A 26457-nucleotide genomic window follows, 5' to 3' on the forward strand; every position below is an offset into this window, starting at 1 on the left:
CGCCTCGTCCTCAATCTTTTCCGCCTCGACACCTCCAAGAAAAAAGGGGGTATCTATACTCGTCGCATTCTCGCCGCTTCTTCCGATGCTTATCGCGCCAGTCTCCTCGGGTTAAAGGGAATTTGATGCAATTGCCCTGCCTCTGCCGCGGCAACAGCCGCTTCTGCTGCTGCATCGGCCGATGCTTTTGCCGCCTCCAAAGCCATATCCGCGACTTGAATCGCTCCCATAATAATCGCGTCTTTGGCGGCTTGTGCCGCGAGATGTCCGGCAACGAGTGACTTTTCGGCAGATTCTGCTGCCTTGGCTGAAGCCTGAACGGTGTTGGTTGTCAGTTCCCGCACCATGGTCAATAAGGAGGAGTATCGCCGCTTTGTCTCGTCGCCGCCCTCAAGCAAGTCGGCATAATCCTTTTCAAGCTTGGCGAGCCTTGCATTCAGTTTCACAAATTCCTCATTCATGGTCTTCTCCTTTTGCCTCGTTGTGCGAGTGGACATAGGGGTGAGCTTCCCCCGAAATTTGGGAATATGAGGACAGACCATGGTTTCTATTCCGGTTTGATGAGTGAGGGTAGGCGAAAGCCTGCTCTCTGCTCTACCCTATTATTTTATTAGTCGGCCGCGCCGAAAAATCACAGAAAAACCTCGGCGCGCTTGAGCAGCTCCTCTAGCCCCGCTTCGTTTGGGTTGCGCGGTTTGCCCGGGTGGATGATCGATACCTGGCAATTCTCGGCGGCTTCGACCAGTTGCGCGTAGGTGCCGGCGCTGACATCGGCGATATACGCTTGCTTGTTGCCATCGTAGGCAAACATCTTGTTGTTGATCTGGGTGCATTCGTTGCAGGTCGAGCAGCGCGCTGTTTCTATGTAGGCTTCGTCGGGAGACCTTTCGGCTTCCTGCTCTGCGGGCGTGGCAGTGGCTGGCGTCGCTGCTGCTGCCGTAGGCGCCACCGTGGCGGGTGGTGCAATGTGCTGAGCTGCGTCTTCCCAGGCTTTCTTTTCGCTCGCCAGCAATTTTTCCGCGTGCGAATTATGAATCCCACCGAGTTCTTGCAGACTGTTCCACATCGAGCGGCAACGGCGTGCCTCGCGGATCAGCTTTTCGTCGACGATGACTTTTTGCAGTCTGTTGTCAGGGTCGACCATCATCAGACAGGGCACACTATCGAGCTGTCCTCGGCCTTCCTGCGCCACGGTTTCTCCAACCGGCGTCAGGATAGCGTTCCAGTGCGTTCTCGGTACACAGGCAAAGTGTTTGCTGTAGCGCGAGTCGCAGGCGACGAAATCAATCAGGGTGAACGGGATCTGTTCCGAAACGGCCTGATTGCTTGCATCTTCATAGGCGAATCCGCACCGGGGCCAGTCAAGTTCGGCCTGCGGATTTTTCGCCAGGGAGAAGCGCGAAGCCCAGTCCCGACCGGCTGACGGGTCGAAGGTAAATGCCGGAAACACCCGTGATTCGAGCGCGGCTGCCCCGATCAGATAGGGCGACAGTCCGCCGGTGGTACTGGCTGCACCCGAGAAAACGCTGAACAGTGCCGGGCCTGAATAGTCGAGCCCGCTCTGGATCTGGGTGCGCAACTGGTACAGGCTTGAAGCGGGCGATTGCAGCACGAACACCGCGTTGATGCCGATGGTCATGCTGGCCAATTGTCTGCTGCGCAGGGCAAAGGCCAAGTGTCCATGGCCGAGCGGCGATTCCTCGATGACGTCATCGGTCTGAACCAGTATCTTGATCGGCAAATCGACCGCCAGAATCTCGTTCAACTGGCTCTGCTCTGCGCCGGTCAGCTTTCCGTAATTGAGGCGCACCAGGTAATCGGGCAGGAGCGCCAGTTCCCCGGCATCCAGCCCGTTTTCGCCGAACGACTCGAACAGCGCATCGTGCTTGGCCTCGCTGTATTCGCCCTTGATCTCCAACTCGGCCATGGCGATGGCCTTGGCCAGTTCGATTGCTTTGGGCAATCGCTCGCGATAGGCTTTGAGTGCGTCGCTGCAGGTATCAAAAGCGAAGGAATAGGGCGCTTCAGCCTGGGCTGTTGTGGTCGGGAAAAACTTCTGGTTTTGCAGCACGGAAAGCAGGTTTTGCACACGCTGGCGCCGGCTCTCCGACAGATTTTTCTTGGGCGTCGATTTTATGAGAATGCGCGACATGGCTTCAAAATTGAAGCTGTCCATCGGACCGGTGCCGAACGATGCTCTCAGGTTTTCAGCGCTTTTGCCGGCATCCGAGTTGACGAAGTCGGCCTTGATGATATCGGAGAGCTTGAGCACCAGCCGGTTGATATCCTTGCCAAATTTTCTGGCACGCTGCGTCTGGGTGATTGCCCAGGCGTGGCTGAGCAAGTGGTAAGGCATCGACGCATCGCAATCGACCACGTCACCATCGATTTTCAGGTTGGCGCGGGCGCGGGACAGGCTGTCCGCAATCAGCTTGTCGTCTTTGCCGAGCACCGGTGCGGCCTGATCCCACAGCGCTGACAACAAACCACGATCCCCCTTGGCTACCCGCGTGCGAATTTCCTGCTCAAGGCGTAAGACATGTTTCCTGATCCGCTCACCATCGTCGCCCCGGGCAATTTTGTCGAGAATGGCGTCGATCAGGCCAGACAGGGATTCGACAAAGCCGCCGTCCGGTCGGTCACTGACCAGGACCAGAGGGAAGTCATAACGCAGGCGGGTGAGGTCGCGATAGTTCGAGAAGAGGGCGGGGCGCAGCTTGAGCCCGTCGACGGCCAGCAGGTGGGAACTTGCTCTCTTGCCGGTCAAATAAAAAGCAATGTGCGTTTGCAGATCAGCATCCATAGGAGTCTAGTCGTCTCGATTAAGTCGTCAGGGTTGATCAGACCGAGTACTTGTCGAGCTCGGCTTCAAAGCCTTTTCTCACCGTCTCGGTTGTGCGCAAGACACCGGTTTGCCGTGTTTCCTCATAGCGGGGTATTTCCCGATTTTGGTAGAGGATGCCGACGGGGATGATGTCTTCGTGGCCGGAAATTTCCCGCGCCCGGTTCATATCCATGGGGTCATGCACCAAATGATTTTTATAGACTTTGGCCAGACCAGGAGAGAGGTGCAATGCGTTCTCGTGGTGCAGCAACTGAATCCTGTCCGGGTCCTGCATCCAGGGATCAAGCGACTTTGGCAACCACTCCGGGCAGCGTTGCAGGATGCGGACAAACGACAGTCCCTGATGGTGATACGCCGCCTTGACGATGTCGAAAAGACTTTCCGGGATCCAGTCGACGGCCTGCGCGACGAACGAGGCATTGGCCACGCCCAGCGTTATCGTCAAGGGATTCAAGGCGTCGAGATAACTTCCGCGCGGCGTGGTGTTGCTCTTGGTACCAATGGGCGAGGTCGGTGAGGCCTGTTTTTTGGTCAGACCGTAGATCTGATTGTCGTGCAGGAAAACGGTCAGGTTCATGTTGTAGCGAATGGCGTGGATCCAGTGCGCTGCGCCGATGCTGCAACAGTCGCCATCACCGGTGTTGACGAACACGGTCAGGTCCGGCCTGACCATCTTGATGCCTTCGGCGACCGGTAGCGCCCGTCCATGGATGCCGTGGAAACCATAGGTCTTCATGTAATGGGGGAAACGGCTTGAGCAGCCGATGCCTGAGACGAATACGGTTTTCTCCGGGCGCAATCCCTCGTCACGGCACAGGCGCTGGACGGCGGCGAGGATGGCGTTATCGCCGCAACCGGTGCACCAGCGCGGGACGCCGCTCTGGTAGTCTTCCAGTCCATGTTGCTCGTCGTACAACTTGAGCAGGCAGTCGGTGGCAGAAGATTTCATGGTTTTCTTTCCCTTACTTCTTTAGCTTGGCAAGTGCGATGCGGCGGATGGTGCTCGGCTTGACCGGCTGGCCCCTGACCTCGCTCCAGCAATCCACATCAACCAGGTAACGCGAGCGGAGCAGGATCGCCAGAGAGGAATAGCGACGGTTGGCTTCGTCGATGATTTCTTCATCGGGGTTGTCGCTCCAGTTGATTTCTATGGTCATGACTTTCTTGAAGCGCTGCATGATCTCCTTGATCCCGGGCTGCATCGGCTGCAGGAAGCGCAGGTTGATAGCGGACACTTTCTCGCCCTCGGCGCGCAGGGCATCGACGGCTTCATCGATGGCGCCTTTGGTGCTGCCCCAGCCGATGAGCAGAAGATCGCCCTTGGCCTCGCCATGGACCTCGGGGGCGGTCAGTGTCTTTTGCAAGGCAGCGAGTTTCAGGCTGCGCGCGCGCAAGCTCTCCTGGTTGATGTCCGGGTCGTAGGCGACATGGCTGTCCCGGTCATGGGCGAGCCCGGTCACGGTGTGCATGCCGCCAGGCTGACCGGGAATGAAACGGCGGGCCAGGCCGGTGGTGGCATCCCAGTCGTAAGGTCTGGCGCCTTCTGGAACCGGGCTTTGATCAATTGGAGGGGCCAGCCACGACTCGTTGAACTGCGGTCGGTTAAAGGGTTGCTGCGAAGAAGACAGGCTGGCATCGCTTAATACGACCACGACCATATTGAAGGCTTCGGCGATCTTGCGTGCGGTGATGATCGAGTAAAAGCAGTCCTCGATGGTGGCTGGAGCCATGACCACCTTGGGTGCATCGCCATGGCTGCCAAAGATGGCGCACATCAGGTCGCCCTGCTCGATTTTGGTCGGCTGGCCGGTGCTCGGCCCGCCGCGCTGGACGTTAACGACGACCAGTGGGATTTCGGCCATCACCGCCAGGCCGATGGCTTCCTGTTTGAGCGAATAGCCCGGTCCGGAGGTGATGGTGATCGTGCATTTGCTGGCATAAGAGGCGCCGATGGCAAAAGCGCAGGCAGCGATTTCGTCTTCGGCCTGGTGCACGATGCCGCCGACTTTCTCGAAAACATCGGACAGATAGTGCGATGCCGAGGTGGCGGGGGTGATCGGATACATCGAGCACAGCTCCATGCCTGACGCCATGACGCCGAGCGCCAGCGCGGTATTGCCGTTGGTGACGATCTGCGGCTGCTGGGTCGGCGTTGCCGGAATGCTGAAGCTAAAATCAAGATTGGCGACGGCCCATTTATGGCCGGCTTCGAGCAGCTTGACATTGGCATCGATGACGCTCTGTGCCTTTTTGCCGAAGGTGAGCGCAATCTGCTCGCGCGCCATCTGCAAATCGAAGCTGTAGATGTAACAAAGCATACCCAGGGCGAACATGTTCTTGCCGCGTTTCGGATCCGCGTTGAGCAACTGGCATTCCTGTTCCATCGGCGTTTCGCGCACGTTGTACCCGGCAGCCACCAGCCGGTCGTAGGTTTCGCTGTAGGCCGTTGAAATATTCAGGTCGGGGTGCTTGCGCCACATGCTTTCGAGAATGATGATGCACCCCGGCTTGAGTTCGCGATCGCGAACCCGTCCGAGCAAAACCTGTTCGTTGAACGCCACCACCAGATCGGTCTGGTCGCCGCCATTGGTGATGTAGCTGGAACCGATGCGAATTCGATTGCCGCTGGCACCGGCGACGCTGCGTGCGGGCGGACGAATTTCGGCCGGGATGATCTCGGTGGTCCAGATGCCGTTGCCCATCCGGGCGGCAATCGATCCGAGCGATTGCCCGCAGCGCTGAGCGCCTTCGCCGGAGTCGCTGATGATTTCGACGATGTGTTCCTTCAAGGTAAGGGTCGCGCTTTTGCCAGATTTTTTCATGGGGTTTTTTGCGGTCATATCAGGCTTTCCATTGTCGCTGTGAAGCGTGGGTGACTGTATTCAATACCTGGTGTTTTGCCAGTCAAGCCACACGCACACGGGTAAAGTTCCGTTCGCGCAGATCGATGCCGAACAGCTTTTCCCCGTCGTTGGCATAGGGCAGGGTGCTGTCGCGAATTCCGAGATAGGCCTTCATGCTGGCGGCGGCCTTGCGTCCGGCGCCCATCGCTTCGATCACCGTTGCCGCACCGGTAACGATGTCGCCGCCAGCGAATACCCCGGCCAAGGAGGTGGCCAGACTGAGGTCGGTATCGATGTAACCCCATTTGTTGAGTCTGAGCTTTGAGGTCTGCCCCATGATCGGATTGGCATTGGTGCCGATGGCATAAACGATCAGGTCGCATTCGAAGTCGAATTCGCTGCCGACTACCGGAACCGGGCGGCGGCGACCGGACTCGTCCGGCTCACCGAGTTCCATGCGCACGCAACGCAGGCCGCGGACGCTCCCTTTGCCATCGTCCAGAACCGCCACCGGATTGGTCAGCCAGTTGAATTCGACACCTTCCTGTTCGGCATGATGCACCTCCTCGACCCGCGCCGGCGCCTCTTTGCGCGAACGCCGGTAGATGCAATAGACCTTTTCCGCACCCAGTCTGACCGAGACGCGCATCGCATCCATCGCCGTGTTGCCGGCGCCAACCACCGCAACCCGTTTGCCAATCGGCTGCGGCGTGTCAAAGTTCGGGAATTCCTTGGCGCGCATCAGATTGCAGCGAGTCAGCAACTCGTTGGCCGAGAGCACACCATTAAGGGAGTCACCGGGAATCCCTAGCATCGTCGGATAGCCGGCGCCAACGCCAACAAAGACCGAGTCATAACCCATTTCGGTAATCATCTGTTCGATGGTGAACAGTCGGCCGACCAGGGTATTGCATTCGAACTTGACGCCGAGTTTCCTCAGATTGCCGATTTCGGCGTCGATCACCGAATTGGGCAGACGGAAATCGGGAATCCCGTACTTCAAAACGCCGCCCGGCTGATGGAAGGCTTCGAACACGGTAACGTCGCAACCGGCTTTGGCCATGTCGGCCGCACAGGCCATTCCTGCCGGGCCAGAGCCGATAATGCCGACCTTGTAGTTGTTCGTTTCGATATACGGAATATTGACCCAGCCCTCGCGGATGGCCGTGTCACCGACAAAGCGTTCCAGCCGGCCAATGGCCACTGCCTCAAGCGATTCACCGACGGTGCACACGCCTTCGCACTGGTTCTCCTGCGGACAGACGCGGCCGCAGATGGCCGGCAAGAGGCTCGTTGCAGTCAGGATGTCATAGGCGCCGCGCAGATCCTTCTCGCCAATTTTCTTGATGAAACCGGGGATGTTGATTCCCACCGGGCAACCCGAGACACACGGCTGGTCCGGACACATCAGGCAGCGATCTGATTCACGCAAGGCATCGTCCGGATGATAACCACAGGCGACTTCTTCAAAATTTTTCGAGCGCACTGCCGGGTCCTGCTCGCGCATCGGTGTGCGTTCTTGGGGAATGGTCCGAATCGTCTTTTTCTTGGCCATGTTTTTTTACCGTTGAGCGTTGTTAATCAATCGTGCTATCGACGGCTTTCTGCAAGCGACAACCCTTTTCCTTGTCCTTTTCCCAGTGGTCGAGCGCCATGCGTTCTTCCTTGGTGTAGCGCTTCAAGCGCGTCATCAGATCGTCGAAGTCAACCAGGTGACCATCAAAATCTGGCCCGTCGACGCAGGCGAATTTCACCTGATCGCCGATCTTGACCCGGCAACCGCCACACATTCCGGTCCCGTCGACCATCACCGGGTTGAGGCTGACCATGGTCTTGATCTTGTAAGGGCGTGTCGTATCGGCACAGCCCTTCATCATGATCGGTGGGCCGATGGCGATGACCTCGTCGATGTCCGGGTGCTTTTCGATCGCCTGCAATATCCCTGCGGTGACCATCCCCTTGATTCCGGCAGAGCCGTCGTCGGTGCAGATGATGAACTCATCGCAGCAAGCCCTGAATTTCTTTTCCCAAAAGACCAGGTCCTTGTTGCGGAAGCCGACGATACCGATGACATAAGCGCCGCTTTCCTTGAATCCGCGCGCTTGGGGATAGATCGGGGCGACACCCAGGCCGCCACCGACACACACCACTTTTTTTGCGTGGCTGATCGGACTGGGGATGCCCATCGGGCCAACCATGGCGTAAAGCGACGTTCCCACCTGGCACTCCTGCTGCATTTGCCGGGTGGTCTTGCCGATCGCCTGGATCACCAGGGTGATCGTTCCCTTCTCACGATCGAAGTCGGCAATCGTCAGTGGGATTCGCTCGCCGTGTTCACCGAGCATGACAATTACAAACTGCCCCGGCTTCGCCGCTTTGGCCATCAAAGGATGACGTACCTCAAGCAGATAGGTCAGGTCGGAAAAATCCTCGCGGGTGATGATCTCAAAATTGGACATTTTGCTTGCTTTCAACAAAGGTCAATTTCCGGTGAGTCAGCTTATGGCGCCAGCAGCTTCAAGATGGTCCATCAAACAGGGTGTGCTTGGCAAGCGATATCGATTCACAGTGTTAGCGCAAAATAGCAATGTCCGCCGGTGCTACAGTGCTATTGGGAGTACCCTCACTTTCCCGGACTTCAGGAACTTGTTGATGATGCGGTAGATGTCCGGATCGAAGCGCTCATCACTGTGCTTATCCAGAAGGTCATGCAGCGCCGCCTCGTCATGTACTGTACCCAGGTAGCGCCAGCAATCGAACAGATGGTAATCCTCGCGCATCCCGAACTCGTCGCGTTCAATCAAGGCCACCGGCCCGGCGAAAGGCCAGCCGCTGAGCTTGAACTTGGCCAGTGCCGTCATCAGGCGGGCGCTGTGCAGCGCTACCGCCTCCTTGCCGACACAAACACCGCGACATGTTTTCTGCCTGAAGGCAACGCAGGCTTCCCCCGCTTTTGCTGCGCCAAGCCCGACCTGGTTATGGCACAGGCGGTGCACATCGGCGAGCTTGCGCAGGGCATGAATGGCCTCGCGCGAGTTCATGTATAGACCAAAAAGATCAGGGGTGCGAGAAAAGTCAGTATCCCGGGCATGAACCAGTTGCGGGCGAAAATCTCCGTCGCCATGCCGGATTAATTGCCAGGCGCAAAGATCGGTGGCGGGTTTGCGCGCGCAAGCCGATAATTCGAGTTCGTGCAGCCGTGCGCCCAGTTCGCCGGCAGCCTCGCGCCACTCGACACGCCAGACATTGCGCACCAGTGCCGTGTCGCGGTTGGCCAGCGAAAAATGCGCCAGTATCTGCTGGCGCAGATTGCTGCTGCGCTTGGCGAGCAGCAGGTTGCCATCCTCAGCGTACATGGCGTAGGCTCCGGGCGCTTCCGGCAGATCGTCGATCAGTGCCGAATCGATTTGTTCTGGCAACTGTGGCCGTCCGACGATTGCATCGATTGCCTTGCGCACCGTCTCGACCGGCAACAACTCGTGCCAACGCTGCCATAGGCTCCATAGCACCTGGGCATCGGCCAGCGCGCGGTGGCGATCGCCCGCCGTGATGGAATAACGTGTGAGCAGGGCATCGAGGCTGTGGCGGTGATGTTCGGGAAACAGTCTGCGTGAGAGCTTGACGGTGCACAAGTTCGGCGCCCGAAAATCGATTCCCAGGCGCTTGAATTCGCGTTTAAGGAAGGTGTAATCGAAGCGGGCGTTGTGGGCGATAAAAAGTCGGCCGCGCAGTTTCTCAAGAACCAGGGGCGCAAGTTGCTTGAAACTGGGGGCCGAGGAAACCATTACCGTATTGATTCCGGTCAGCCCGGTTATGAAATCTGAAACAGTCCCTCCAGGGTTGACCAGAGACGACCACTCACGAACGCCATGCTGATCAACCTCGACGAAACCGATTTCGATGATTCGATCGTTCGCAAAATTTGCGCCTGTAGTCTCCAGATCGACAAAAATCAGGGGGTCATGCGCCAAAAGTGGTGTCATCAATGCAGAGGTGTCTAAAGTTGATTTCTGGAAAACTGTTGCGAACAGGAGGAATCGCCCGCAGGATTCTCGCAGAATTACTTCACGCCACTAGAAAATATTTCGATTCAGCGAGCCGCCGTTACGTGATCACACTTACGGCCGGCGTGGCAAAATCGGTTCTTGATATGAGTGCTGGCGCACAGACCGTACTGGTATCGAAGCTGATGCTGCGGGGATGATGGTGTTCCAATGCCGGCCTCATTGAACGGCTCCAAAGCGCGCACCTATGAAAGACATTGCCATGCATAGACTATCCTTCTGCTCAAAGCTCTCGATCTTACTGGCCGGAATCGCAGCACTCGCACTAAGCGGCTGGGCCGCAGCAGAGCCACCTTTTCGTGCGGCACGCTTAAGCTATACGAGTGGCACTGTGAGTTTCTTGCCTGCGGGCCAATCCGATTGGGTACAGGCTATTGTCAACCGGCCACTGACCACTGGCGACGGCTTATGGGCTGACGCAAACTCGCGTGCCGAATTTCAAGTCGGGGGCGCGGCGATCCGCTTGGGTTCGGTTACCAGCGTGACTTTGTTGAATCTTGACAACCACATCGCGCAGATGCAGCTCTCACAAGGCACGCTGAAAGTGAGAGTGCGCCACGTAGGACCTAACCAAACCTTTGAAGTGGATACGCCCAATCTCGCATTTACGCTAAACCGCCCTGGTGAATACCGCATCGATGTGGCCCCAGTCGGTGACGCTACGGTCGTCATGGTGCAGAACGGGCAGGCTGAAGTGCATGCTGAAGGGACGTCGTATACGATTGATTCGAAACAAGGATATCGCTTCCACGGCCAAGGATTGTCCGACTCCGCTCTCGCAGCCTGGCACGACGACGATCTAGATCGCTGGGCGCTTGAGCGCGACCGGCGAGGCGACAACTCCACCTCCGCGCAATATGTTTCCTCCGATGTGATCGGCTATGAAGACCTTGATTCCAATGGGAACTGGCGTGCCGATCCGAACTACGGCAACGTGTGGACGCCGACTCGCGTGGCAGCCGGCTGGACTCCCTATCGTGACGGTCATTGGGTCTGGGTCGATCCGTGGGGTTGGACTTGGGTAGATGACGCCCCTTGGGGCTTTGCCGTATCGCATTACGGCCGTTGGGCCAATATCCGGGGGGCTTGGGGCTGGGTTCCGGGACCGCCACGCGAGCAGGCGGTGTATGCGCCAGCGCTGGTTGCGTTTGTCGGCGGCAAGGCTTTTCATAAGGGCTCGCTGCCTATCAGAAACACCATCGGAGCTGTCATTGGCTGGTTCCCGCTTGCGCCACGCGAGGTCTACCGGCCCTCCTATCCGGTAAGCCGCAGCTATTTTGACAACATCAACCGTAGCAACGCCGTGATTGCCCCAACGACCATCAACAAGGTCTACAACACTACCATCGTTCAAAAAACACAGATCAATGTAAGCAAAATGGTTTATGTCAACCAGCAAGTGGCCGGAGCCGTGATCGCCGTGCCAGTTCAAGCGTTTGTGCAATCGCAACCCGTGGCCAAAGCAGCTATGCCGGTATCGAAAGAAACGGCCGCCAGTGCGCCTGTGGAGAATGTCGGCGTCGTGGCACCGGTTCAACACAGTGTGCACGGTGGCGCCCCCGCAGTCGGTGCCAAGCCTCCGACCCATGAACGAGCCGTTGTCGTCCACACCTCCCCACCACCGCCGTCAGTCGCCTTTGCCATTCAGCAGCAACTGGCTGCTAAGCCCGGCTTGCCGATTGACGAAGTGCAACGTAAGAAATTAAAGCCTGCTACTGCACCGATACCGAAGGTGAGTGTGGTGACCTCTAGCCAAGCGCTGGCACCAAGCGCTCTGCCACCCGTAACACCCCCGGCCGCCAAATCACCCGAGGCGTGGAAAGCCGAAGCAGGAAAAGCAGATACAGCCAAAATCGAGGCTGCCAGGGGTGCTGCTACAAAAACGGACGCAGCGAAGGTCGATGCAGGCAAGATAGAAGCAGAAAAAGCCGCGACAGTAAAAAACAAAGCATTGCGAGTTGAGGAGGTGAAAGCCGACGCAGTTAAAGCCGATGCTGCAAAATCAGAGGCAGCTAAGGCCGAGGCAATGCGAGCAGAGACCGCAAAAACTGAAGCCGCAAAGGCAGCGACAGCAAAAGCCGAAATAGCCAAGGCTCAGGCCGCTAAAGCTGAAGCAATCAAAGCTGAGTCGGTGAAAGCGGAAATAGCCAAGGCCAAGGCCGCGACTGCAAAAGCGGAAGCCTCACGGGCCGATGCTTTGAAGGCTGAATCGCTCAAAGCCAACGCCGCCAAGGCGGCGATAGCAAAAGCCGAAGCAGTACGGATCGAGGCGGTAAAAGCGGAAGAGGAGAAGAAAAAAGCTGAGGAAGCACGAAAGCACAAGCCTGGTGCCGGTTAATTCAGACAATATGAGATTTTTAGCCAGAACGTCTCAATTTAACCGGACACTACTGACTTTGCTGACTTTGTATTCACAAAAACAACGATGCATGATGAAAATATCAGCAGCGCCGAGTTCCTTTTTTTCGAGGGAAATCGGCATATGGCGGACGGCCGTATGCTTCTGGCAGAGCAGTGCTTTCGCGCGGCGATTGGGCTATGGCCCGACTTTGCCGAAGCTCATGCCAACCTCGGCTTGCTTCTTGATCAGTGTGGTCTGAAGGTCGAGGCAGAAACGCATTATTTGCATTCCCTTGCCTGCAACCCTGATGAAGGGCAGGTCCACCTGAACTTCGCTGTCCTGCTCGCCCAGCAAAAACGGTTTGACGAAGCTGATGCTGCGTATCGCGAGACGATCAGGCTGCTGCCGGCGTCCGCGGTGGCTTGGTCGAATCTGGGGGTGTTGCAAGCCTGCCGGAAACAGGAGGTCGAAGCCGAGTGCAGTTATCGGACGGCGATCGCTCTGGATGCCAATTACAAACTGGCCCAGTTCAATTTCAGCTACCTCTTGCTGCGCCAGGGACGCTTTGAAGAAGGCTGGCGCTGCCTGGAGGCGCGCAACTGGTACGCTCCACTGGAGAAGCGTCTGGCCTGCCCGCGCTGGCGAGGGGAAAGCCTGCAAGGCAAGTCATTGTTGATCGGCTTCGAGGCCGGGCACGGCGACATGATCCAGTTCTGTCGCTACGCGGCGGTATTGAAGGCTCAGGGTGCCGGAGAGATCAGCCTGCTCTGTCATCCGGCCTTGAAAACGTTGTTCGCTACTGTGGCCGGGGTCGATACCGTCATTGCCTTCGATGAAGCGCTGCCCACCTCCAGTTGGGATTTTTGGACGCCGCCGTTCAGTATCCCGTTCTATTGCCAAACCCGGCTCGATACCATTCCGGCCAGCTTGCCTTATCTGCGGGCCGATAGCAGCAGACGAGAGTATTGGTCAGCGCTGCTGCTCAGGGATAGCAGCCCGGCCGAGGTGCGTGTCGGCCTGGTCTGGAAAGGCAACCCGGTTTTTGAAAACGATGATCAGCGCTCGCTTCCCGCTCTAGACAGACTGGCGCCACTGGGCGCCAGCACCGGCGTGCGCTTCTTCAGCCTGCAAAAAGGGGCCGGTGAGGAGGAAGCGGCGCAGCCGCCGGCCGGCTTGCAACTGGTGAATCTGGGTCCGCAACTAGCTGACTTCGCCGACACGGCGGCGGTGATCGAAAATCTCGATCTGGTGATTAGCGTGGACACCGCCGTTGCACATCTGACGGGCGCCCTGGGCAAGCCTTGCTGGCTGCTCCTGCCCGACTACAAAACCGATTGGCGCTGGCTGGCAGAACGCACAGACTCGCCCTGGTATCCGGGTGTCATGCGCCTCTTTCGGCAGCCGTGCATGGGCGATTGGACGTCGGTGCTTGACGAGGTGAGCTGTGCGCTGCGCGGCTTTAAGCGAGCTTAAACTTGGGAGGGGCGGTCAGCCATAGTTTACCGGGTTCTTGATCAGCCAGTGCTGGTCCCGTGTCGTTCCAATGCGCTTGCTGGCTCCATGTACCATAGCCGAGGTCAAGGGCCGTGTTTTCCAGGCAAAGCTACCGGCAAAGCCAGCCGCTGCGCCAAGAAGCCCGCCGGTGATCACGCCCCGGAGCGGTTTGCGGTCATCCGTCAGTACGCCGAAGATGGCGCCCGCCAACACACCGATCGTCGCCGCTTGCCACGACTCCTGTGCAGCTGAAGTTACCATGTCGATTCTGTCTGTCGATTCAAGCGTCGCTTTGCGCGCGTCTTTCGCTCCTTCAACACCTGACTCAACCAATTCCTGGCCGTAAGCCAGGTTCGTTCTTATTTTCTTGGAAATGCTCATTTGATAATGCTCCTGTTTACAGGGTAGAAAAAATGGACAACTTGTTTCGCATAAGTGTAAAACTGCTGCTAGATTACACCAAAGTGGTGGTTGGTCAGCGCAGTACGCCGAAAGTTACGTATCCTTTTCCCTGCATTTTTCTTGCGGCTTATCCGCTAACATCGCGGCTGGCCATCCTTTGGAACACGCTTAATGCACAACGCTATTCTTGACCCCGTACGTCTTGCCGATTATGCCCCGCCACCCTGGCTGGTCAACACCGTACATCTGGATGTCGATATTCGCCCGCAATGGACATTGGTTGTTGCCACGCTAAGTTGTGTGCGCAATGCTGTCGTTGCCGGCGATCACCCGCTGCTGCTTGATGGCGAGGATCTCGAAACCCTCTCGGTCAGCATCGATGGTCAGTTGCTTTCTCCGGTCGCCTACACGCTAAGCGCCGACCGGCTGGTCCTGCAACAGTTGCCCGAACAGTTCACGCTGGAAACGCGGGTACGCATTGATCCGGATAGGAACACGCAACTCTCGGGACTGTATCGCAGCCATGACGGTTACTTTACCCAGTGCGAGCCGCAGGGCTTTCGCCGCATCACCTGGTTTATCGACCGCCCGGATGTCATGGCGCGGTACACGGTTACCCTGCATGCTGACAAGGCCGCTTTCCCCTTTCTTCTTTCCAACGGTAACCCGGTGGGCGGCGGCGACGAGCCGCAGGGGCGTCATTTCGCTACTTGGGAAGATCCCTTCAGAAAACCCTGTTATCTCTTTGCGTTGGTCGCCGGCAAGCTCGATGTGCTGCGCGACAGCTACCGCACCACGTCCGGGCGTGATGTGCAACTGGCGATCTATGTCGAGCCGGGCAAGCTTGATCAATGCGTACACGCCATGGCTGCACTCAAGAAATCGATGCTCTGGGATGAAAAAACCTTTGGCCTCGAATGCGATCTTGACCACTACATGATCGTTGCCGTCGGCGACTTCAACATGGGCGCTATGGAGAACAAGGGGCTTAACATCTTCAACACCAAGTACGTGCTGGCGCGCGCCGATGTCGCCACCGATGTCGATTTCGAGAATATCGACCGCGTTGTCGCACACGAGTACTTTCACAACTGGACCGGCAACCGTGTGACCTGCCGTGACTGGTTCCAGCTTTCGCTGAAAGAGGGGCTGACCGTTTTTCGCGATCAAGAATTCGGCGCCGACACACACAGCCGAAAAACCGCCCGCATCCGCGAAGTGCGCGGATTGCGTGCTGTCCAATTCCCGGAAGACGCCGGTCCGATGGCGCATCCGGTGCGTCCGGAGAGTTATCTGGAAATCAATAATTTTTATACCAGCACCGTCTATGAGAAGGGTGCCGAAGTCGTTCGCATGATCCAAACGCTGATCGGCAAGGACGCCTTCCGGTGCGGTATGGATCTCTACTTTGAGCGCCACGACGGGCAAGCGGTGACCTGCGACGACTTCGTCGCGGCCATGGGTGATGCCGCCGGTTTTGACTTCACGCCGTTCATGACCTGGTACCGCCAGGCCGGCACGCCGAAAGTGACGGCCCGTGGCGACTATGATGCCGCCTCCCGGCGTTACACGCTGACGTTGACACAGTCCTGCCCCACGTCACCAGGGCAGGTGGACAAAGCGCCTTACCTGATTCCCGTTGCCGTCGGCCTGGTTGGGCCGGAAGGCGGTGATCTGGTAAATACACGTGTGCTGCACCTCGACACACAGCAACAATCCTTCGTTTTCGAGAACATCCCACTGGCGCCGGTTCCCTCACTGCTGCGCAATTTCTCGGCGCCGGTCGTTCTTGAATATGACTACACACAGGCCGAACTTGCCCACCTGCTGGCGCACGACAGCGACCCCTTCAATCGCTGGGAAGCCGGTCAGCGACTTTTTGGGCAACTGATTCGCAGCGCCGTCGTCAGCCTCACGCGCGGCGAACCAGTCGACTGGCCAGCCAGTGTGCTTGATGCCGCGCGCAAGGTACTGATCGGTGCGGGCGATCGGGCCTTTATCGCCGAGGCGCTGACCCTGCCCGGCGAAGCAACCCTGGCCGAGCAGATGGAGGTGGTCAATCCGGAGTTTCTGCATATTGCCCGAACTGGTCTGGCGCGCTATCTGGCGAGCGGTCTGCAGAGCGATTTTTCCCGCCTCTATGACACGCTGGCGCCGCTTGGGCCCTATCAGCCGGAAACGCTAGCCGCTGGTCGGCGTCGCCTGCGCAATCTGTGTCTGAGCTACCTTAACGAGCTTAATTCGGTCGAACACCGCACCCTGGCGCGATTGCAGTTCGATAATGCCAACAACATGACCGACCAGTTCGCTGCACTCAGTGTTCTGGCGAATGCGCAGGGCAAAGAGGGCGAAGCCGCGCTGGCTGCGTTCTATGTCCGCTGGCAGGGTGAAGCGCTGGTGATCGACAAGTGGCTTGCAGTTCAGGCGAGCAGCCGTTTGCCCGGAACACTGGCTCGGGTGGAAAGCCTGACCAGCCACCCGGCATTCGACTTGAAAAATCCCAACAAGATTTACGCACTGCTGCGCACCTTCGGTGCCAATCATCGGCACTTCCACGCCGGCGATGGTAGTGGATACCGCTTCCTCGCCGGACAAATCGCCGTGCTCGACCCGATCAATCCGCAAGTTGCGTCACGGTTGGCGCGCAGTTTCGATCGTTGGAAACGTTTCGATGCTGTACGCCAAAGCCATGCGCAGGTAGCGCTGGAATCACTCAGGCAGCAGCCTGGGCTGTCGCGGGATGTATTTGAGGTAGTGGATAAGGCTTTGGGCTAGCTGCCGAACAGCTTGATGGGACCATCTTCTGGCTGAATCTCACCGATTTTTCGCACGGCTCTTGCCTGTATTGCAGGGGGCAGGGGTGCAAAGCCGGTGCCTTGAATCAGTTCATCACCCTTCAAAAACGCCCAGTAAAAAAACTTTACCGAAGCGTTGGCTTTTGCCGATGATTTTGGCGCAGCATCCATCAGCACATATGTGATGTCAGTAATTGGCCAGGCATCGGCGCCAGAGGCATTGATCAGAGTCTCGGCCATGATATCGTTCTTGCCCGCTCCGGCAAATCGTATGGCTGCTTGAAAAGCGGATTCGGAAGGCAGCACGAATTGCCCCGCCGCATTGCGCAATGCCACTGTCGCCAGGTCGTGGTACTGCACCCTGTCAAACGATACATAGCCGATTGCGCCAGGTGTTTTTTTTACGCTTTCAGCCACGCCGTCATTCCCATTGACCGACAGGCTCCCCTCTTTCCACTTCACCTGTTTGCCAACGCCAACGGATGCTTTCCATGTTGGGCTCTGAGTAGCTAAATACGAGGTAAACGTCTCGGTGCTTCCCGATCCTTCCGTACGAACAACGCGAACAACCTTGAGCGTGGGTAAGCGCATTCCCGGATTGAGCGCAGCAATACGTGGGTCATCCCAACTTTTGATTTCACCTGAGAACAGGTCTGCCAATACCGGTCCGGTGAGCTTGACAGAGCCGCCAGGCACATTCGGCAGGTTTACAACAGGCACAATTCCACCGACCATGGTTGGAAACTGAATGAGTTTGTTTATCTTCAGGTCTGAGGTGGATAAAGGGGAATCTGATGCACCAAAATCGACCTTGCGCTCCACGATCTGCTTGACGCCATCAGAAGAACCAGTCGCCGCATAACGCACGCTTGCACCTTGCTCCTTGGAATAGGCAAAGGCCCAACTCGTATATACCAACGCGGGAAAGGTTGCTCCAGCACCCGAAATTTCCTGTGCTTTCTGCTGTGCCCAGACCAATGAGGGTGAAGCGCTGACGGCAAAGACTATAAAGAGTAAACGCTGAAGCATGATTTTTCCTCAAAATTGGAGAAAACGCCAAAAATCGGTCCTTTATGTCTTTTATGTTACGCGAGTTTAGCTTCGAGGTGCAATTTTAAATTTAACTTATTGTTTTATTGGCGGAAGCGGTGAGATTCGAACTCACGGATGGTTGCCCATCGCCGGTTTTCAAGACCGGTGCAATCGACCACTCTGCCACGCTTCCTGTTTAATTCGCCGGGCTAGCCCATTGCGGCGGGGCGTATCATAACACGTTACAATCTGTTACCCCTTATCTTGCAACTTCTGGCAACCTTGGGCAGCCTTAATAAGGCAGTAACCCCATTCTTTTGGAGGATAAACAGATGCAACCGCAGTTTCAGATGACAGGTCAGGCAACTCAAGTAGTATCGCTGCAGCAGAACAAGGTCTTGCGCAACACCTATATGCTGCTCGCTTTGTCGATGCTTCCGACGGTCGCTGGCGCGCTTCTTGGCGTGCAGATGCAATTCTCGTTTTTTGCCGGCAGTCCGATGATTTCCTTCCTGGTCTTCATGGGCGTCGCTTTTGCCTTTATGTGGGGTATTGAGCGTACCAAAGAAAGCGCCACGGGCGTTTTTCTGCTGCTCGGCTTCACGTTTTTCATGGGCTTGATGCTCTCGCGCATCCTGCAAGTCGCACTCGGCTTCTCCAATGGGAGCTCGCTAATCGCTACGGCGGCGGGTGGCACCGGCGCAATATTCTTTACGCTGGCGGGTGTGGCGACGGTGACGAAGAAGGATTTTAGCTTCCTCGGCAAGTTCCTGTTGGTCGGTATGGTCGTTGTATTGCTGGCGGCAGTGGCCAACATCTTCTTCCAGATTCCGGCGCTATCGCTGACCATCTCGGCCGTTGCCGTGCTGATCTTCTCGGCGTATATCCTTTACGATATCAGCCGAATCGTGAATGGCGGCGAGACCAATTACATTTCGGCGACGCTGGCCGTTTATCTTGATGTCTACAACGTTTTTGTCAGCCTGCTGAATTTGCTGATGGCCTTTGGCGGCAATCGCGACTGAGATATTTCCTTGTGTTGACCAAGGGCGGCTGCGGCCGCCCTTGGTCGTTCAGCCTTCCAGAAAGACCGATCCCTGCGTCATTCTCAGGCCGATCCGGCCGGGAACTTCGGCAAAGCGGATGGTGTGGCGCGGCAGCGTTTTCAAGTCGAGTTGCGAGTAAATGTCACGCAAGGCGACAAGCTGATAGCCCTTGCTCTTCCATCCACTAATCAGACGCTCGATCACGCCTGCGAACTTCATCCCCTCCAGTTCTGCACGCAAGGTAAATACGTGGTCACCGGCAATGGCGCTGGAGAACTGCAAAATTCGGTCGGCGGCTTGATTCAGAGAAGATCCGGGTTCCAACATGAGGATTTCGTCCAGGGCGGGGAGGGTTGTCGGAAGTTGTGGGCAAGCGACAATTTCCCCGTCAATAACCGGAACGAAGGGATGGTTGCCGCGACAATCACTGGCGTAGGAAAACCCAAGCCGCTGTGTCAGGCGCAGGGCATGGCGATTCATCTGCCATCCGGCAGCGCCATGGGCTTTTGCCGTATCCGCGAAAATTTCCTCAAAGCGCGTGCGTGCCTTACCCATTTCGGACTCAATCCACGAATTTTCGGCATGCTGAATGTTCTTTTCCCAACTCACACGGTCCCAGGCGTGAATACCGACCTCAAAGCCGGAATTGCTTGCCAGGCGTAGCGTCTCGGCGCATCGGCTGCCGATGCTTGGGCTGGGCAGCAAGCATCCGTTCAGGCGTGTGCTCAGACCGTAGTAGCGGTTCAGCGACGAGGCGCGCGCTTCACGACCACCATGGTCGGGGCCAAGCGAAAAAAAGAAAGTGCCCAATGCATCGTGTTGCTGGAGAAGTTCGATCAGTGCCGGGACGCCTGAAAGTGTGCCACGGTAGGTGTCGGCGTCGATCTTGAGAGCGATACGTTTCATTGAGAATGGGGAGCGGAACGATGCGATTCAGGAAAAAATCAGCGCGGCAGCCACTTTCCGTCCTTCACCGATCAACACATTGTACGTGCGGCAGGCGGCTTGAATATCCATTACTTCCAGGCCTTTCTGCGCCTTGATGAGTGGTCGTAGCAGTTCCGGCCTGGGAAAGCGCAGTAGATTGCCGGTGCCAAGAAGAACGATCTCGGTATCGAGTGCAGCAAGCATCTCGAAATCGGCGACGCGGAGCGTTTCAAAGCAAGCCTGAGTCCAGTCGGTGATCAAACGGTCAGGAAGTGCGATGAGGTTGCTGCTGTGGCGGACGGCGTTGACGCTGACATAACCCTCGCCATAAGCGGTAAAGGCATTCTGCCCTTCTGTTTTGGTGAGTTTCAACTTCATAAATTTGCGATGCACAATGCGGTAAAGTAGGATTATAGCTTTTTGCCACCAGTAATTCGAAGGCGCGCGGGCCTTGCGCCATTTGTGGCACTCAGGATGTGCTCAGAAAGGACGGTTTGTCTCAGGGCAGCCGCAAAGGTAGATCGTTATGAAACCCGTACTCAAGTCCAATAAATTGGTCAACGTCTGTTACGACATTCGTGGCCCGGTGTTGCAGCAGGCCAAGCAGATGGAGGACGAGGGACACAAGATCATCAAGCTTAACATCGGCAATCTTGCGGCCTTTGGTTTCGATTCGCCGGAAGAAATTCAACTCGACATGATCCGCAATCTGCCGAACGCGGCGGGCTATTCCGATTCGAAAGGCATTTTTGCTGCGCGCAAGGCGGTCATGCATTACACCCAGCAGAAACGCATCAAGGGCGTGACGCTGGAGGATATCTACATTGGCAACGGCGTTTCGGAACTGATCGTCATGGCCATGAATGCGCTACTCAATGCCGGTGATGAAGTGCTGGTGCCGGCACCGGACTATCCCCTGTGGACGGCGGCGGTCAGTCTTTCAGGCGGAACGCCACGACATTATCTGTGTGATGAAGAAAACGGGTGGTTGCCCGATCTTGACGACATGCGCGCCAAGATTACGCCGAACACACGTGCCATTGTGGTTATCAATCCGAATAACCCAACCGGCGCGCTTTATCCGGACAGCATGTTACTTGAGATCGTCGCCATTGCACGCGAGCACGGATTGATCATCTACGCCGACGAGGTCTATGACAAAGTGCTTTACGATGGCGCGACGCACACGGCGATAGGTTCGCTGTCTGATGACGTGCTGACAGTCAGCTTCAACGGCTTGTCGAAGAACTACCGTTCCTGCGGTTATCGCGCCGGGTGGATGATTGTCTCCGGCGATTTGCGTCAGGCCCGTGACTATATCGAGGGGCTCGACATGCTCGCTTCGATGCGCCTGTGTGCCAACGTGCCTGGGCAATACGGGATTCAGACGGCACTCGGTGGCTATCAGAGTATCGATGATTTGATTGTGCCCAGTGGGCGCCTGTGCCGCCAACGCGATCTGGCGCACGAGTTGATTACGGCGATTCCCGGCGTAAGCTGCGTCAAGCCAAAAGCAGCGCTGTATATGTTTCCCAGGCTTGATCCAAAGATCTACCCAATCAAGGACGATCAGGCCTTCATTGCTGAGCTGTTGAATGAAGAACGTGTCCTGCTGGTTCAGGGTAGCGGCTTCAACTGGCCTGAACCAGATCATTTCAGACTTGTTTTTCTGCCACACGAAGATGATCTGCGCGAAGCGATAGCTCGTATCGCACGCTTTCTTGAGGCTTATCGCAAACGGCATGGGACCTGAGATGCAGCGGGTTGCCGTTATCAATGATTGAGGTGTGCTTACCGGTCGCCTCGTTCTGTTTTAGGAAAGCTTTGAAATGAAACCAATCAACGTTGGACTTCTCGGCATCGGCACTGTCGGTGGTGGAACTTTTACCGTACTAAGACGCAACGCCGAGGAAATTGCTCGCCGGGCTGGGCGGCCGATTCAAATTACCGTCGTTGCCGACAAGAATCTTGAACTGGCAAGGAAGGTCACTGGCGGCGCGTGCCGGCTGACCGACGACGCTTTTGCCGTCGTCGCTGATCCTGAAATTGACATTGTCATCGAGCTGATCGGTGGCTATGGCATTGCCAAGGAACTGGTGTTCAAGGCCATCGAGAATGGCAAGCACGTGGTGACCGCCAACAAGGCGCTGCTCGCCACGCACGGCAACGAGATTTTTGCTGCGGCCCAGAGCAAGGGAGTGATGGTTGCCTTCGAAGCCGCCGTGGCCGGTGGCATCCCGATCATCAAGGCGCTGCGCGAGGGCCTGACCGCCAACCGTATCGAATGGATTGCCGGCATCATCAACGGCACCACCAACTTCATTCTTTCCGAGATGCGCGACAAAGGGCTGCCCTTCGCGACGGTACTTAAGGAAGCGCAACGCCTGGGTTATGCCGAAGCCGATCCAAGCTTCGATGTTGAGGGCATTGACGCTGCGCACAAGTTGACCATCATGAGCGCCATCGCCTTCGGCAATTCGATGAGCTTTGACAAGGCGCACATCGAAGGCATCAGCAAGCTTGATGCAGCAGATATCAAGTACGCCGAGCAACTGGGCTATCGCATCAAACTGCTCGGCATCACCAAGCGTACTGCCGAGGGCGTTGAGTTACGCGTGCATCCGACACTGATTCCGGCCAAGCGCCTGATTGCCAACGTTGAAGGTGCGATGAATGCTGTGCTGGTCAAGGGCGATGCTGTCGGCCCGACGCTCTATTATGGCAAGGGAGCGGGCGCCGAGCCGACTGCTTCGGCCGTGATCGCCGATCTGGTCGATGTGACGCGCATGCACACAGCGGACCCTGAGCATCGCGTACCGCATCTTGCCTTCCAGCCGAACGCGATGCTTGATCTGCCCATCTTGCCGTTGTCCGAGGTGGTCACCAGCTATTACCTGCGTTTGCGCGTTGAAGACAAGCCCGGTGTGCTGGCTGACATCACGCGCATTCTTGCTGACCAGCAGATCTCGATTGACGCCATGGTTCAGCGCGAACCTGACGAAGGCGAAGAGCAGACCGACATCATCATGCTGACGCACCAGACCCGTGAAAAGAACGTCGATGCCGCGATTGAGAAGATTGAGGCGCTGGCTGTAGTTAAAGGAAAACTCACCCGTCTGCGTCTTGAGGAACTGCTGTAAGTGATCGAGAAACAATGCCTTGAACGATTGCGACGGGCATCACCGCGTTGATATGGATCACTCACAAAAGTTTTTGCAACGCAACAATCGCGCTTGTGCTAAGATTGACGCCTTTTATCAAAGAGTTACCCTCACATGTCCCGTTCTGTTCGTAACATTGCCATCATTGCCCACGTCGACCACGGCAAGACAACACTCGTCGATAAGCTGCTACACCAGGCCGGCACTTTTTCCGCCCACCAGCACATCGCCGAACGAGTCATGGACTCGAACGATCTGGAAAAGGAGCGGGGCATCACGATTCTGGCCAAGAATCTGGCCGTCGATTATCAGGGCGTGCATATCAATATCGTTGATACGCCTGGTCACGCCGACTTTGGCGGTGAGGTTGAGCGCGTGCTATCGATGGTCGATGGCGTGCTGCTGCTGGTCGATGCCGTCGAAGGGCCGATGCCGCAGACGCGTTTCGTCACCAAGAAGGCGCTGGCACTTGGTCTGAAGCCGATTGTCGTGGTCAACAAAATTGACCGCGACGGCGCCCGTCCGGACTGGGTTGTCGATCACACCTTCGATCTTTTCGACAAGCTTGGCGCCAACGACGAACAACTCGATTTTCCGGTGATTTACGCGTCGGCGATCAATGGCTATGCCACGCTTGATCTGGCTTTGCCGTCGCCCGACATGCGTCCGATGTTTGACGCCATTCTCAAGCATGTTCCGCCACCCGACGCTGACGAAATTGAGGGTCCGCTGCAACTACAGATTTCGGCGCTCGATTATTCGTCCTATGTTGGCCGCATCGGTATTGGGCGCATCCAGCGTGGTCGCTTGAAGCCGGCACAGCAGGTCACCGTGATGTATGGTCAGGCCGGTGCCGATGGCAAGTTCGAGCACGGCAATCCGAAAACGGCCAAGGTCAATCAGGTCTTTGGTTTTCGCGGCATCGAACGGGTTTCGCTGGACGAAGCCATGGCCGGCGACATCGTTCTGGTGACCGGGGTTGATGACCTCTCGATCGGTTGCACGATTACCGACAACGACAAGCCTGAAGCCTTGCCAATGCTCAAGATCGACGAACCAACGCTGAACATGACCTTCATGGTCAACAACTCGCCCTACGCCGGCACTGAAGGCAAGTTCGTGACCAGTCGCCAGATCCGCGAGCGCCTGACCAAAGAACTATTGACCAATATGGCGCTGCGTGTCGAAGAAACCAGCGAAACAGATTCCTTCCTTGTTTCCGGTCGCGGCGAACTGCACCTGACTATCCTGCTTGAAACCATGCGTCGCGAGGGTTTTGAACTGGCCGTCGGACGTCCGCGCGTGATCTACAAAACGATCGACGGCGTCGAATGCGAACCCTACGAAATGCTCACCCTGGATATCGAAGAAGCGCATCAGGGCGGCATCATGGAGGCGCTTGGCTACCGCAAGGGCGACCTGCAGGATATGGTTTCCGACGGTCGCGGTCGTGTCCGTCTCGAATACCGGATTCCGGCGCGCGGCCTGATCGGCTTTCAGGGCGAGTGCATGAACCTGACACGCGGCACTGGCCTGATGAGCCACGTGTTTGACGAATACGCACCGGTCAAGGGTGACATGCCCGGCCGTCGCAACGGCGTGCTGATTTCGTCCGAGCACGGCGAGGCGGTGGCCTACGCCTTGTGGAAGTTGCAAGACCGTGGACGCATGTTCTCGGTTCCGGGTGACCGTTTGTACGAAGGCATGATCATCGGCATCCACTCACGAGAGAATGATCTGGTGGTCAACCCGATCAAGGGCAAGCAATTGACCAACGTTCGCTCCTCGGGCACCGACGAGGCCGTGCGCCTGGTTCCGGCGGTTGATGTGACGCTGGAGAGTGCCGTTGAGTTCATCGATGACGACGAACTGGTTGAAATCACGCCCAAGACCATCCGCATCCGCAAACGCTTCCTCTCCGAGCATGAACGCCGCCGCGCCTCGCGTTCTGAGGGATAGCTCACTGCGGGTCAGTGTCCCGCAGCGCGTTTGACGCAATCCAGATACTGATCGACGTCTATCGCACCTCCATTGCGCTGGGCTCGCCACAGCGCTTCGCCCAGGCATTCGAGGAGCGCGTGTTCCGTGTCGTGCACCTCATGCCGTTGACGCAGGGCGTGATAGGCGGCGCGAATTCCCGGCGGCTGGTCGATGCTGATCTGATCGGCAAGCGCCAGGTGCAGCGAGAGATGAAGAAAAGGGTTCATCTGCCCGCTTTCGGGAGTGAACTCCTGGTCCACGGCGGCGTCTGGTTTTTCCAGCAAGGCGTGGTATTCAGGATGCTGTTCGATGAGGTCGGCTGCGATGCTTTCGGCGCCTTCGAGAATCAGGTGCTGGCGGTGTTTTCGCCAGGCTTCGCAAAAGAAACGGCGGACCTGCTCACGTGATGGATTGAACATGGGCTTTTTGTCTGCTGATCAGTGCGGTAACGACGGCGTTCTGCAACTGACGGTTGCAGGGCTGCACGGCGCGGGGGGTCGGTGCGATCTGGCCGGTAGCATAGGTGCCAAGCACGGGCAGCGCGGGGAAGCGTTCGCACAGCAGGTTCAGGTCGCGGTCTTCGCCACCGTAAAAAAAAGGGCCCCGGCCGATGCACGAAAACATCAGGGCGCCAACCGGATCATTGGTCAAGGTGTTGGCGGCCAGTCGGTCAAGCATTTGCCGCATGTCGGCTTCGGCACTGAGGGTTTGCCGGATGGCCCAGGCCAGGTGCTGACCCGGCGCGACGTGTTCAGTCAGCGTCAGCGATTTGTCGGCGTTGGCGGCAATGATGGCCAGCGGGCGATAGCGGCCCTCGGCTAACGCATTTTCGGCCTGATCATCGCTATCGATTAGCACAGCGCTCAACTGATGCAGTTGATGTGCGGTGTTCTGGCGCAATTCAAGGGGCAGAACACGGTTCAGGCTTCTCAGCGCAGCCTGACCGCCGAGTCTTTCCAGATCGTAACCGTTACTGCGTTCGACCGGCAAAGGCTCGCCGAGTAGTCGCAAGCCACTGGAGACGCCGATGTCCACGTCTGCGCCGAGCAGTTGCACGCTACAGCGCTGCTTTTCGGCAAGACGGCTCTGTTGCCAGATGACCGTTTCAGCGTAACCGACGCTGCCGGCAAAACTACCGCCAAAGCGAGTTCCAGAAGTGCTCCACTCAGGCGGGAAGTTGCCGCTGGCGTAGCTCAGGAGCGGCGCATCGCCAGCCTGCGGATGGCCCAGTGAGAGGCCCCTGCCAAAAACCATGACAGCCGCCGCCGGGCGATCGACGACCCAGCCGGACTCGGTAAAAACGCCTGCGGCAATACCCCCGGCGACCTGCGTGCACTGTGCCGCGCGCGCGGCAGCGGTGATCGTGTGCTGGGCATGGCGGGCGAACTCGGGAGTCAGGAAGAGCAGCACGCCATTGGCGTGAGTCAGCCCGGCCTTGGCTAGCGCCTGTCGGATCGCATCTTCGGCAATTTGAGGCAGCGGATCGTTGCCTGATACGAGAGCGGTAGCGGCGGTCATTAAGAGTTG

The 26457-nt window shown here is 57.3% G+C and carries 20 protein-coding genes, 1 tRNA gene and 1 pseudogene; 8 read left to right on the forward strand and 14 right to left on the reverse strand.

Features of this window, described 5'->3' with window-relative positions:
* Positions 1–126: pseudogene (locus tag Q1J43_RS02785) on the forward strand (ISAs1 family transposase); the annotation flags it as partial.
* On the opposite strand, the gene Q1J43_RS02790 reads toward Q1J43_RS02785, so the two are convergent.
* From Q1J43_RS02790 to Q1J43_RS02820, 7 genes are all read right to left on the reverse strand, one after another.
* A complete protein-coding gene (locus Q1J43_RS02790; RefSeq protein ID WP_301100817.1) occupies positions 90–461 on the reverse strand; it encodes a hypothetical protein in 372 nt (123 codons plus the stop codon). The pseudogene Q1J43_RS02785 and the gene Q1J43_RS02790 sit on opposite strands and share 37 nt — an antisense overlap.
* Positions 462–631: 170 nt before the next feature.
* The gene (locus Q1J43_RS02795; RefSeq protein ID WP_301100819.1) at positions 632–2803 is read right to left on the reverse strand and encodes a hypothetical protein; all 2172 of its coding nucleotides are present in this window, start codon (positions 2801–2803) and stop codon (positions 632–634) included.
* Positions 2804–2840: 37 nt separating this feature from the next.
* Complete coding sequence (locus Q1J43_RS02800) at positions 2841–3794, reverse strand: thiamine pyrophosphate-dependent enzyme (RefSeq protein ID WP_301100820.1); 954 nt, start codon at positions 3792–3794, stop codon at positions 2841–2843.
* 13 nt (positions 3795–3807) lie between these two features.
* Positions 3808–5685 carry a 2-oxoacid:acceptor oxidoreductase subunit alpha gene (locus Q1J43_RS02805; protein WP_301100821.1) on the reverse strand — a complete coding sequence of 626 codons (1878 nt, stop codon included), beginning with the start codon at positions 5683–5685 and terminating at the stop codon, positions 3808–3810.
* Between the two features lie 64 nt (positions 5686–5749).
* On the reverse strand, positions 5750–7243 hold the full coding sequence (gene gltA / locus Q1J43_RS02810; RefSeq protein WP_301100822.1) for an NADPH-dependent glutamate synthase: 1494 nt from the start codon (positions 7241–7243) through the stop codon (positions 5750–5752).
* A 22-nt stretch (positions 7244–7265) separates the two neighbouring features.
* A complete protein-coding gene (locus Q1J43_RS02815; RefSeq protein ID WP_301100823.1) occupies positions 7266–8147 on the reverse strand; it encodes a sulfide/dihydroorotate dehydrogenase-like FAD/NAD-binding protein in 882 nt (293 codons plus the stop codon).
* Positions 8148–8288: 141 nt separating this feature from the next.
* Positions 8289–9671, reverse strand: a complete 1383-nt coding sequence (locus tag Q1J43_RS02820) for a 3'-5' exonuclease family protein (protein WP_301100824.1) — start codon at positions 9669–9671, stop codon at positions 8289–8291.
* 268 nt (positions 9672–9939) lie between these two features.
* On the opposite strand from Q1J43_RS02820, the gene Q1J43_RS02825 reads away from it, so the two are divergent.
* Positions 9940–12090 (forward strand): DUF6600 domain-containing protein, encoded by a 2151-nt coding sequence (locus Q1J43_RS02825; protein WP_301100825.1) that lies wholly within the window; start codon positions 9940–9942, stop codon positions 12088–12090.
* 144 nt (positions 12091–12234) lie between these two features.
* The gene (locus tag Q1J43_RS02830; protein WP_301100826.1) at positions 12235–13566 is read left to right on the forward strand and encodes a glycosyltransferase family 9 protein; all 1332 of its coding nucleotides are present in this window, start codon (positions 12235–12237) and stop codon (positions 13564–13566) included.
* A 15-nt stretch (positions 13567–13581) separates the two neighbouring features.
* On the opposite strand, the gene Q1J43_RS02835 is transcribed toward Q1J43_RS02830, so the two are convergent.
* Entirely contained in the window at positions 13582–13968 is a 387-nt protein-coding gene (locus Q1J43_RS02835; protein WP_301100827.1) for a hypothetical protein, read from the reverse strand.
* Positions 13969–14160: 192 nt separating this feature from the next.
* On the opposite strand from Q1J43_RS02835, the gene pepN reads away from it, so the two are divergent.
* A complete protein-coding gene (gene pepN, locus Q1J43_RS02840; RefSeq protein ID WP_301100828.1) occupies positions 14161–16764 on the forward strand; it encodes an aminopeptidase N in 2604 nt (867 codons plus the stop codon).
* Here pepN and pstS read toward each other — a convergent pair.
* Positions 16761–17813: a phosphate ABC transporter substrate-binding protein PstS gene (gene pstS / locus Q1J43_RS02845; RefSeq protein ID WP_301100829.1), complete on the reverse strand. Its 1053-nt coding sequence runs from the start codon at positions 17811–17813 to the stop codon at positions 16761–16763. The two genes, pepN and pstS, sit on opposite strands and share 4 nt — an antisense overlap.
* Positions 17814–17921: 108 nt before the next feature.
* Positions 17922–18009, reverse strand: a tRNA-Ser gene (locus tag Q1J43_RS02850).
* Between the two features lie 139 nt (positions 18010–18148).
* Between Q1J43_RS02850 and Q1J43_RS02855 the strand changes: the two genes are divergently transcribed.
* A complete protein-coding gene (locus Q1J43_RS02855; RefSeq protein WP_301100830.1) occupies positions 18149–18841 on the forward strand; it encodes a Bax inhibitor-1/YccA family protein in 693 nt (230 codons plus the stop codon).
* A gap of 48 nt (positions 18842–18889) precedes the next feature.
* Here the strand turns inward: Q1J43_RS02855 and Q1J43_RS02860 are convergent, their stop codons facing one another.
* Positions 18890–19768, reverse strand: a complete 879-nt coding sequence (locus Q1J43_RS02860; protein ID WP_301100831.1) for a polysaccharide deacetylase family protein — start codon at positions 19766–19768, stop codon at positions 18890–18892.
* 27 nt (positions 19769–19795) lie between these two features.
* Entirely contained in the window at positions 19796–20167 is a 372-nt protein-coding gene (locus Q1J43_RS02865; protein ID WP_301100832.1) for an Mth938-like domain-containing protein, read from the reverse strand.
* Between the two features lie 148 nt (positions 20168–20315).
* On the opposite strand from Q1J43_RS02865, the gene Q1J43_RS02870 reads away from it, so the two are divergent.
* The 3 genes from Q1J43_RS02870 to typA all read left to right on the forward strand — a co-directional run bounded on the left by Q1J43_RS02870 (position 20316) and on the right by typA (position 24909).
* On the forward strand, positions 20316–21542 hold the full coding sequence (locus Q1J43_RS02870) for a pyridoxal phosphate-dependent aminotransferase (RefSeq protein WP_301100833.1): 1227 nt from the start codon (positions 20316–20318) through the stop codon (positions 21540–21542).
* Between the two features lie 76 nt (positions 21543–21618).
* Positions 21619–22929 (forward strand): homoserine dehydrogenase, encoded by a 1311-nt coding sequence (locus tag Q1J43_RS02875; protein WP_301100834.1) that lies wholly within the window; start codon positions 21619–21621, stop codon positions 22927–22929.
* A 135-nt stretch (positions 22930–23064) separates the two neighbouring features.
* Positions 23065–24909, forward strand: coding sequence for a translational GTPase TypA (gene typA, locus Q1J43_RS02880; RefSeq protein ID WP_301100835.1), 1845 nt, complete (start codon positions 23065–23067; stop codon positions 24907–24909).
* An 11-nt stretch (positions 24910–24920) separates the two neighbouring features.
* On the opposite strand, the gene Q1J43_RS02885 is transcribed toward typA, so the two are convergent.
* Both Q1J43_RS02885 and Q1J43_RS02890 read right to left on the reverse strand, forming a co-directional pair.
* Positions 24921–25349: a DUF1841 family protein gene (locus Q1J43_RS02885; RefSeq protein ID WP_301100836.1), complete on the reverse strand. Its 429-nt coding sequence runs from the start codon at positions 25347–25349 to the stop codon at positions 24921–24923.
* The gene (locus Q1J43_RS02890) at positions 25330–26448 is read right to left on the reverse strand and encodes an FIST C-terminal domain-containing protein (RefSeq protein WP_301100837.1); all 1119 of its coding nucleotides are present in this window, start codon (positions 26446–26448) and stop codon (positions 25330–25332) included. The genes Q1J43_RS02885 and Q1J43_RS02890 overlap by 20 nt, the downstream gene beginning before the upstream one ends.
* Positions 26449–26457: the final 9 nt, after the last annotated feature.

This window comes from Propionivibrio sp. (assembly GCF_029255185.1).
GTDB lineage: Bacteria > Pseudomonadota > Gammaproteobacteria > Burkholderiales > Rhodocyclaceae > Propionivibrio.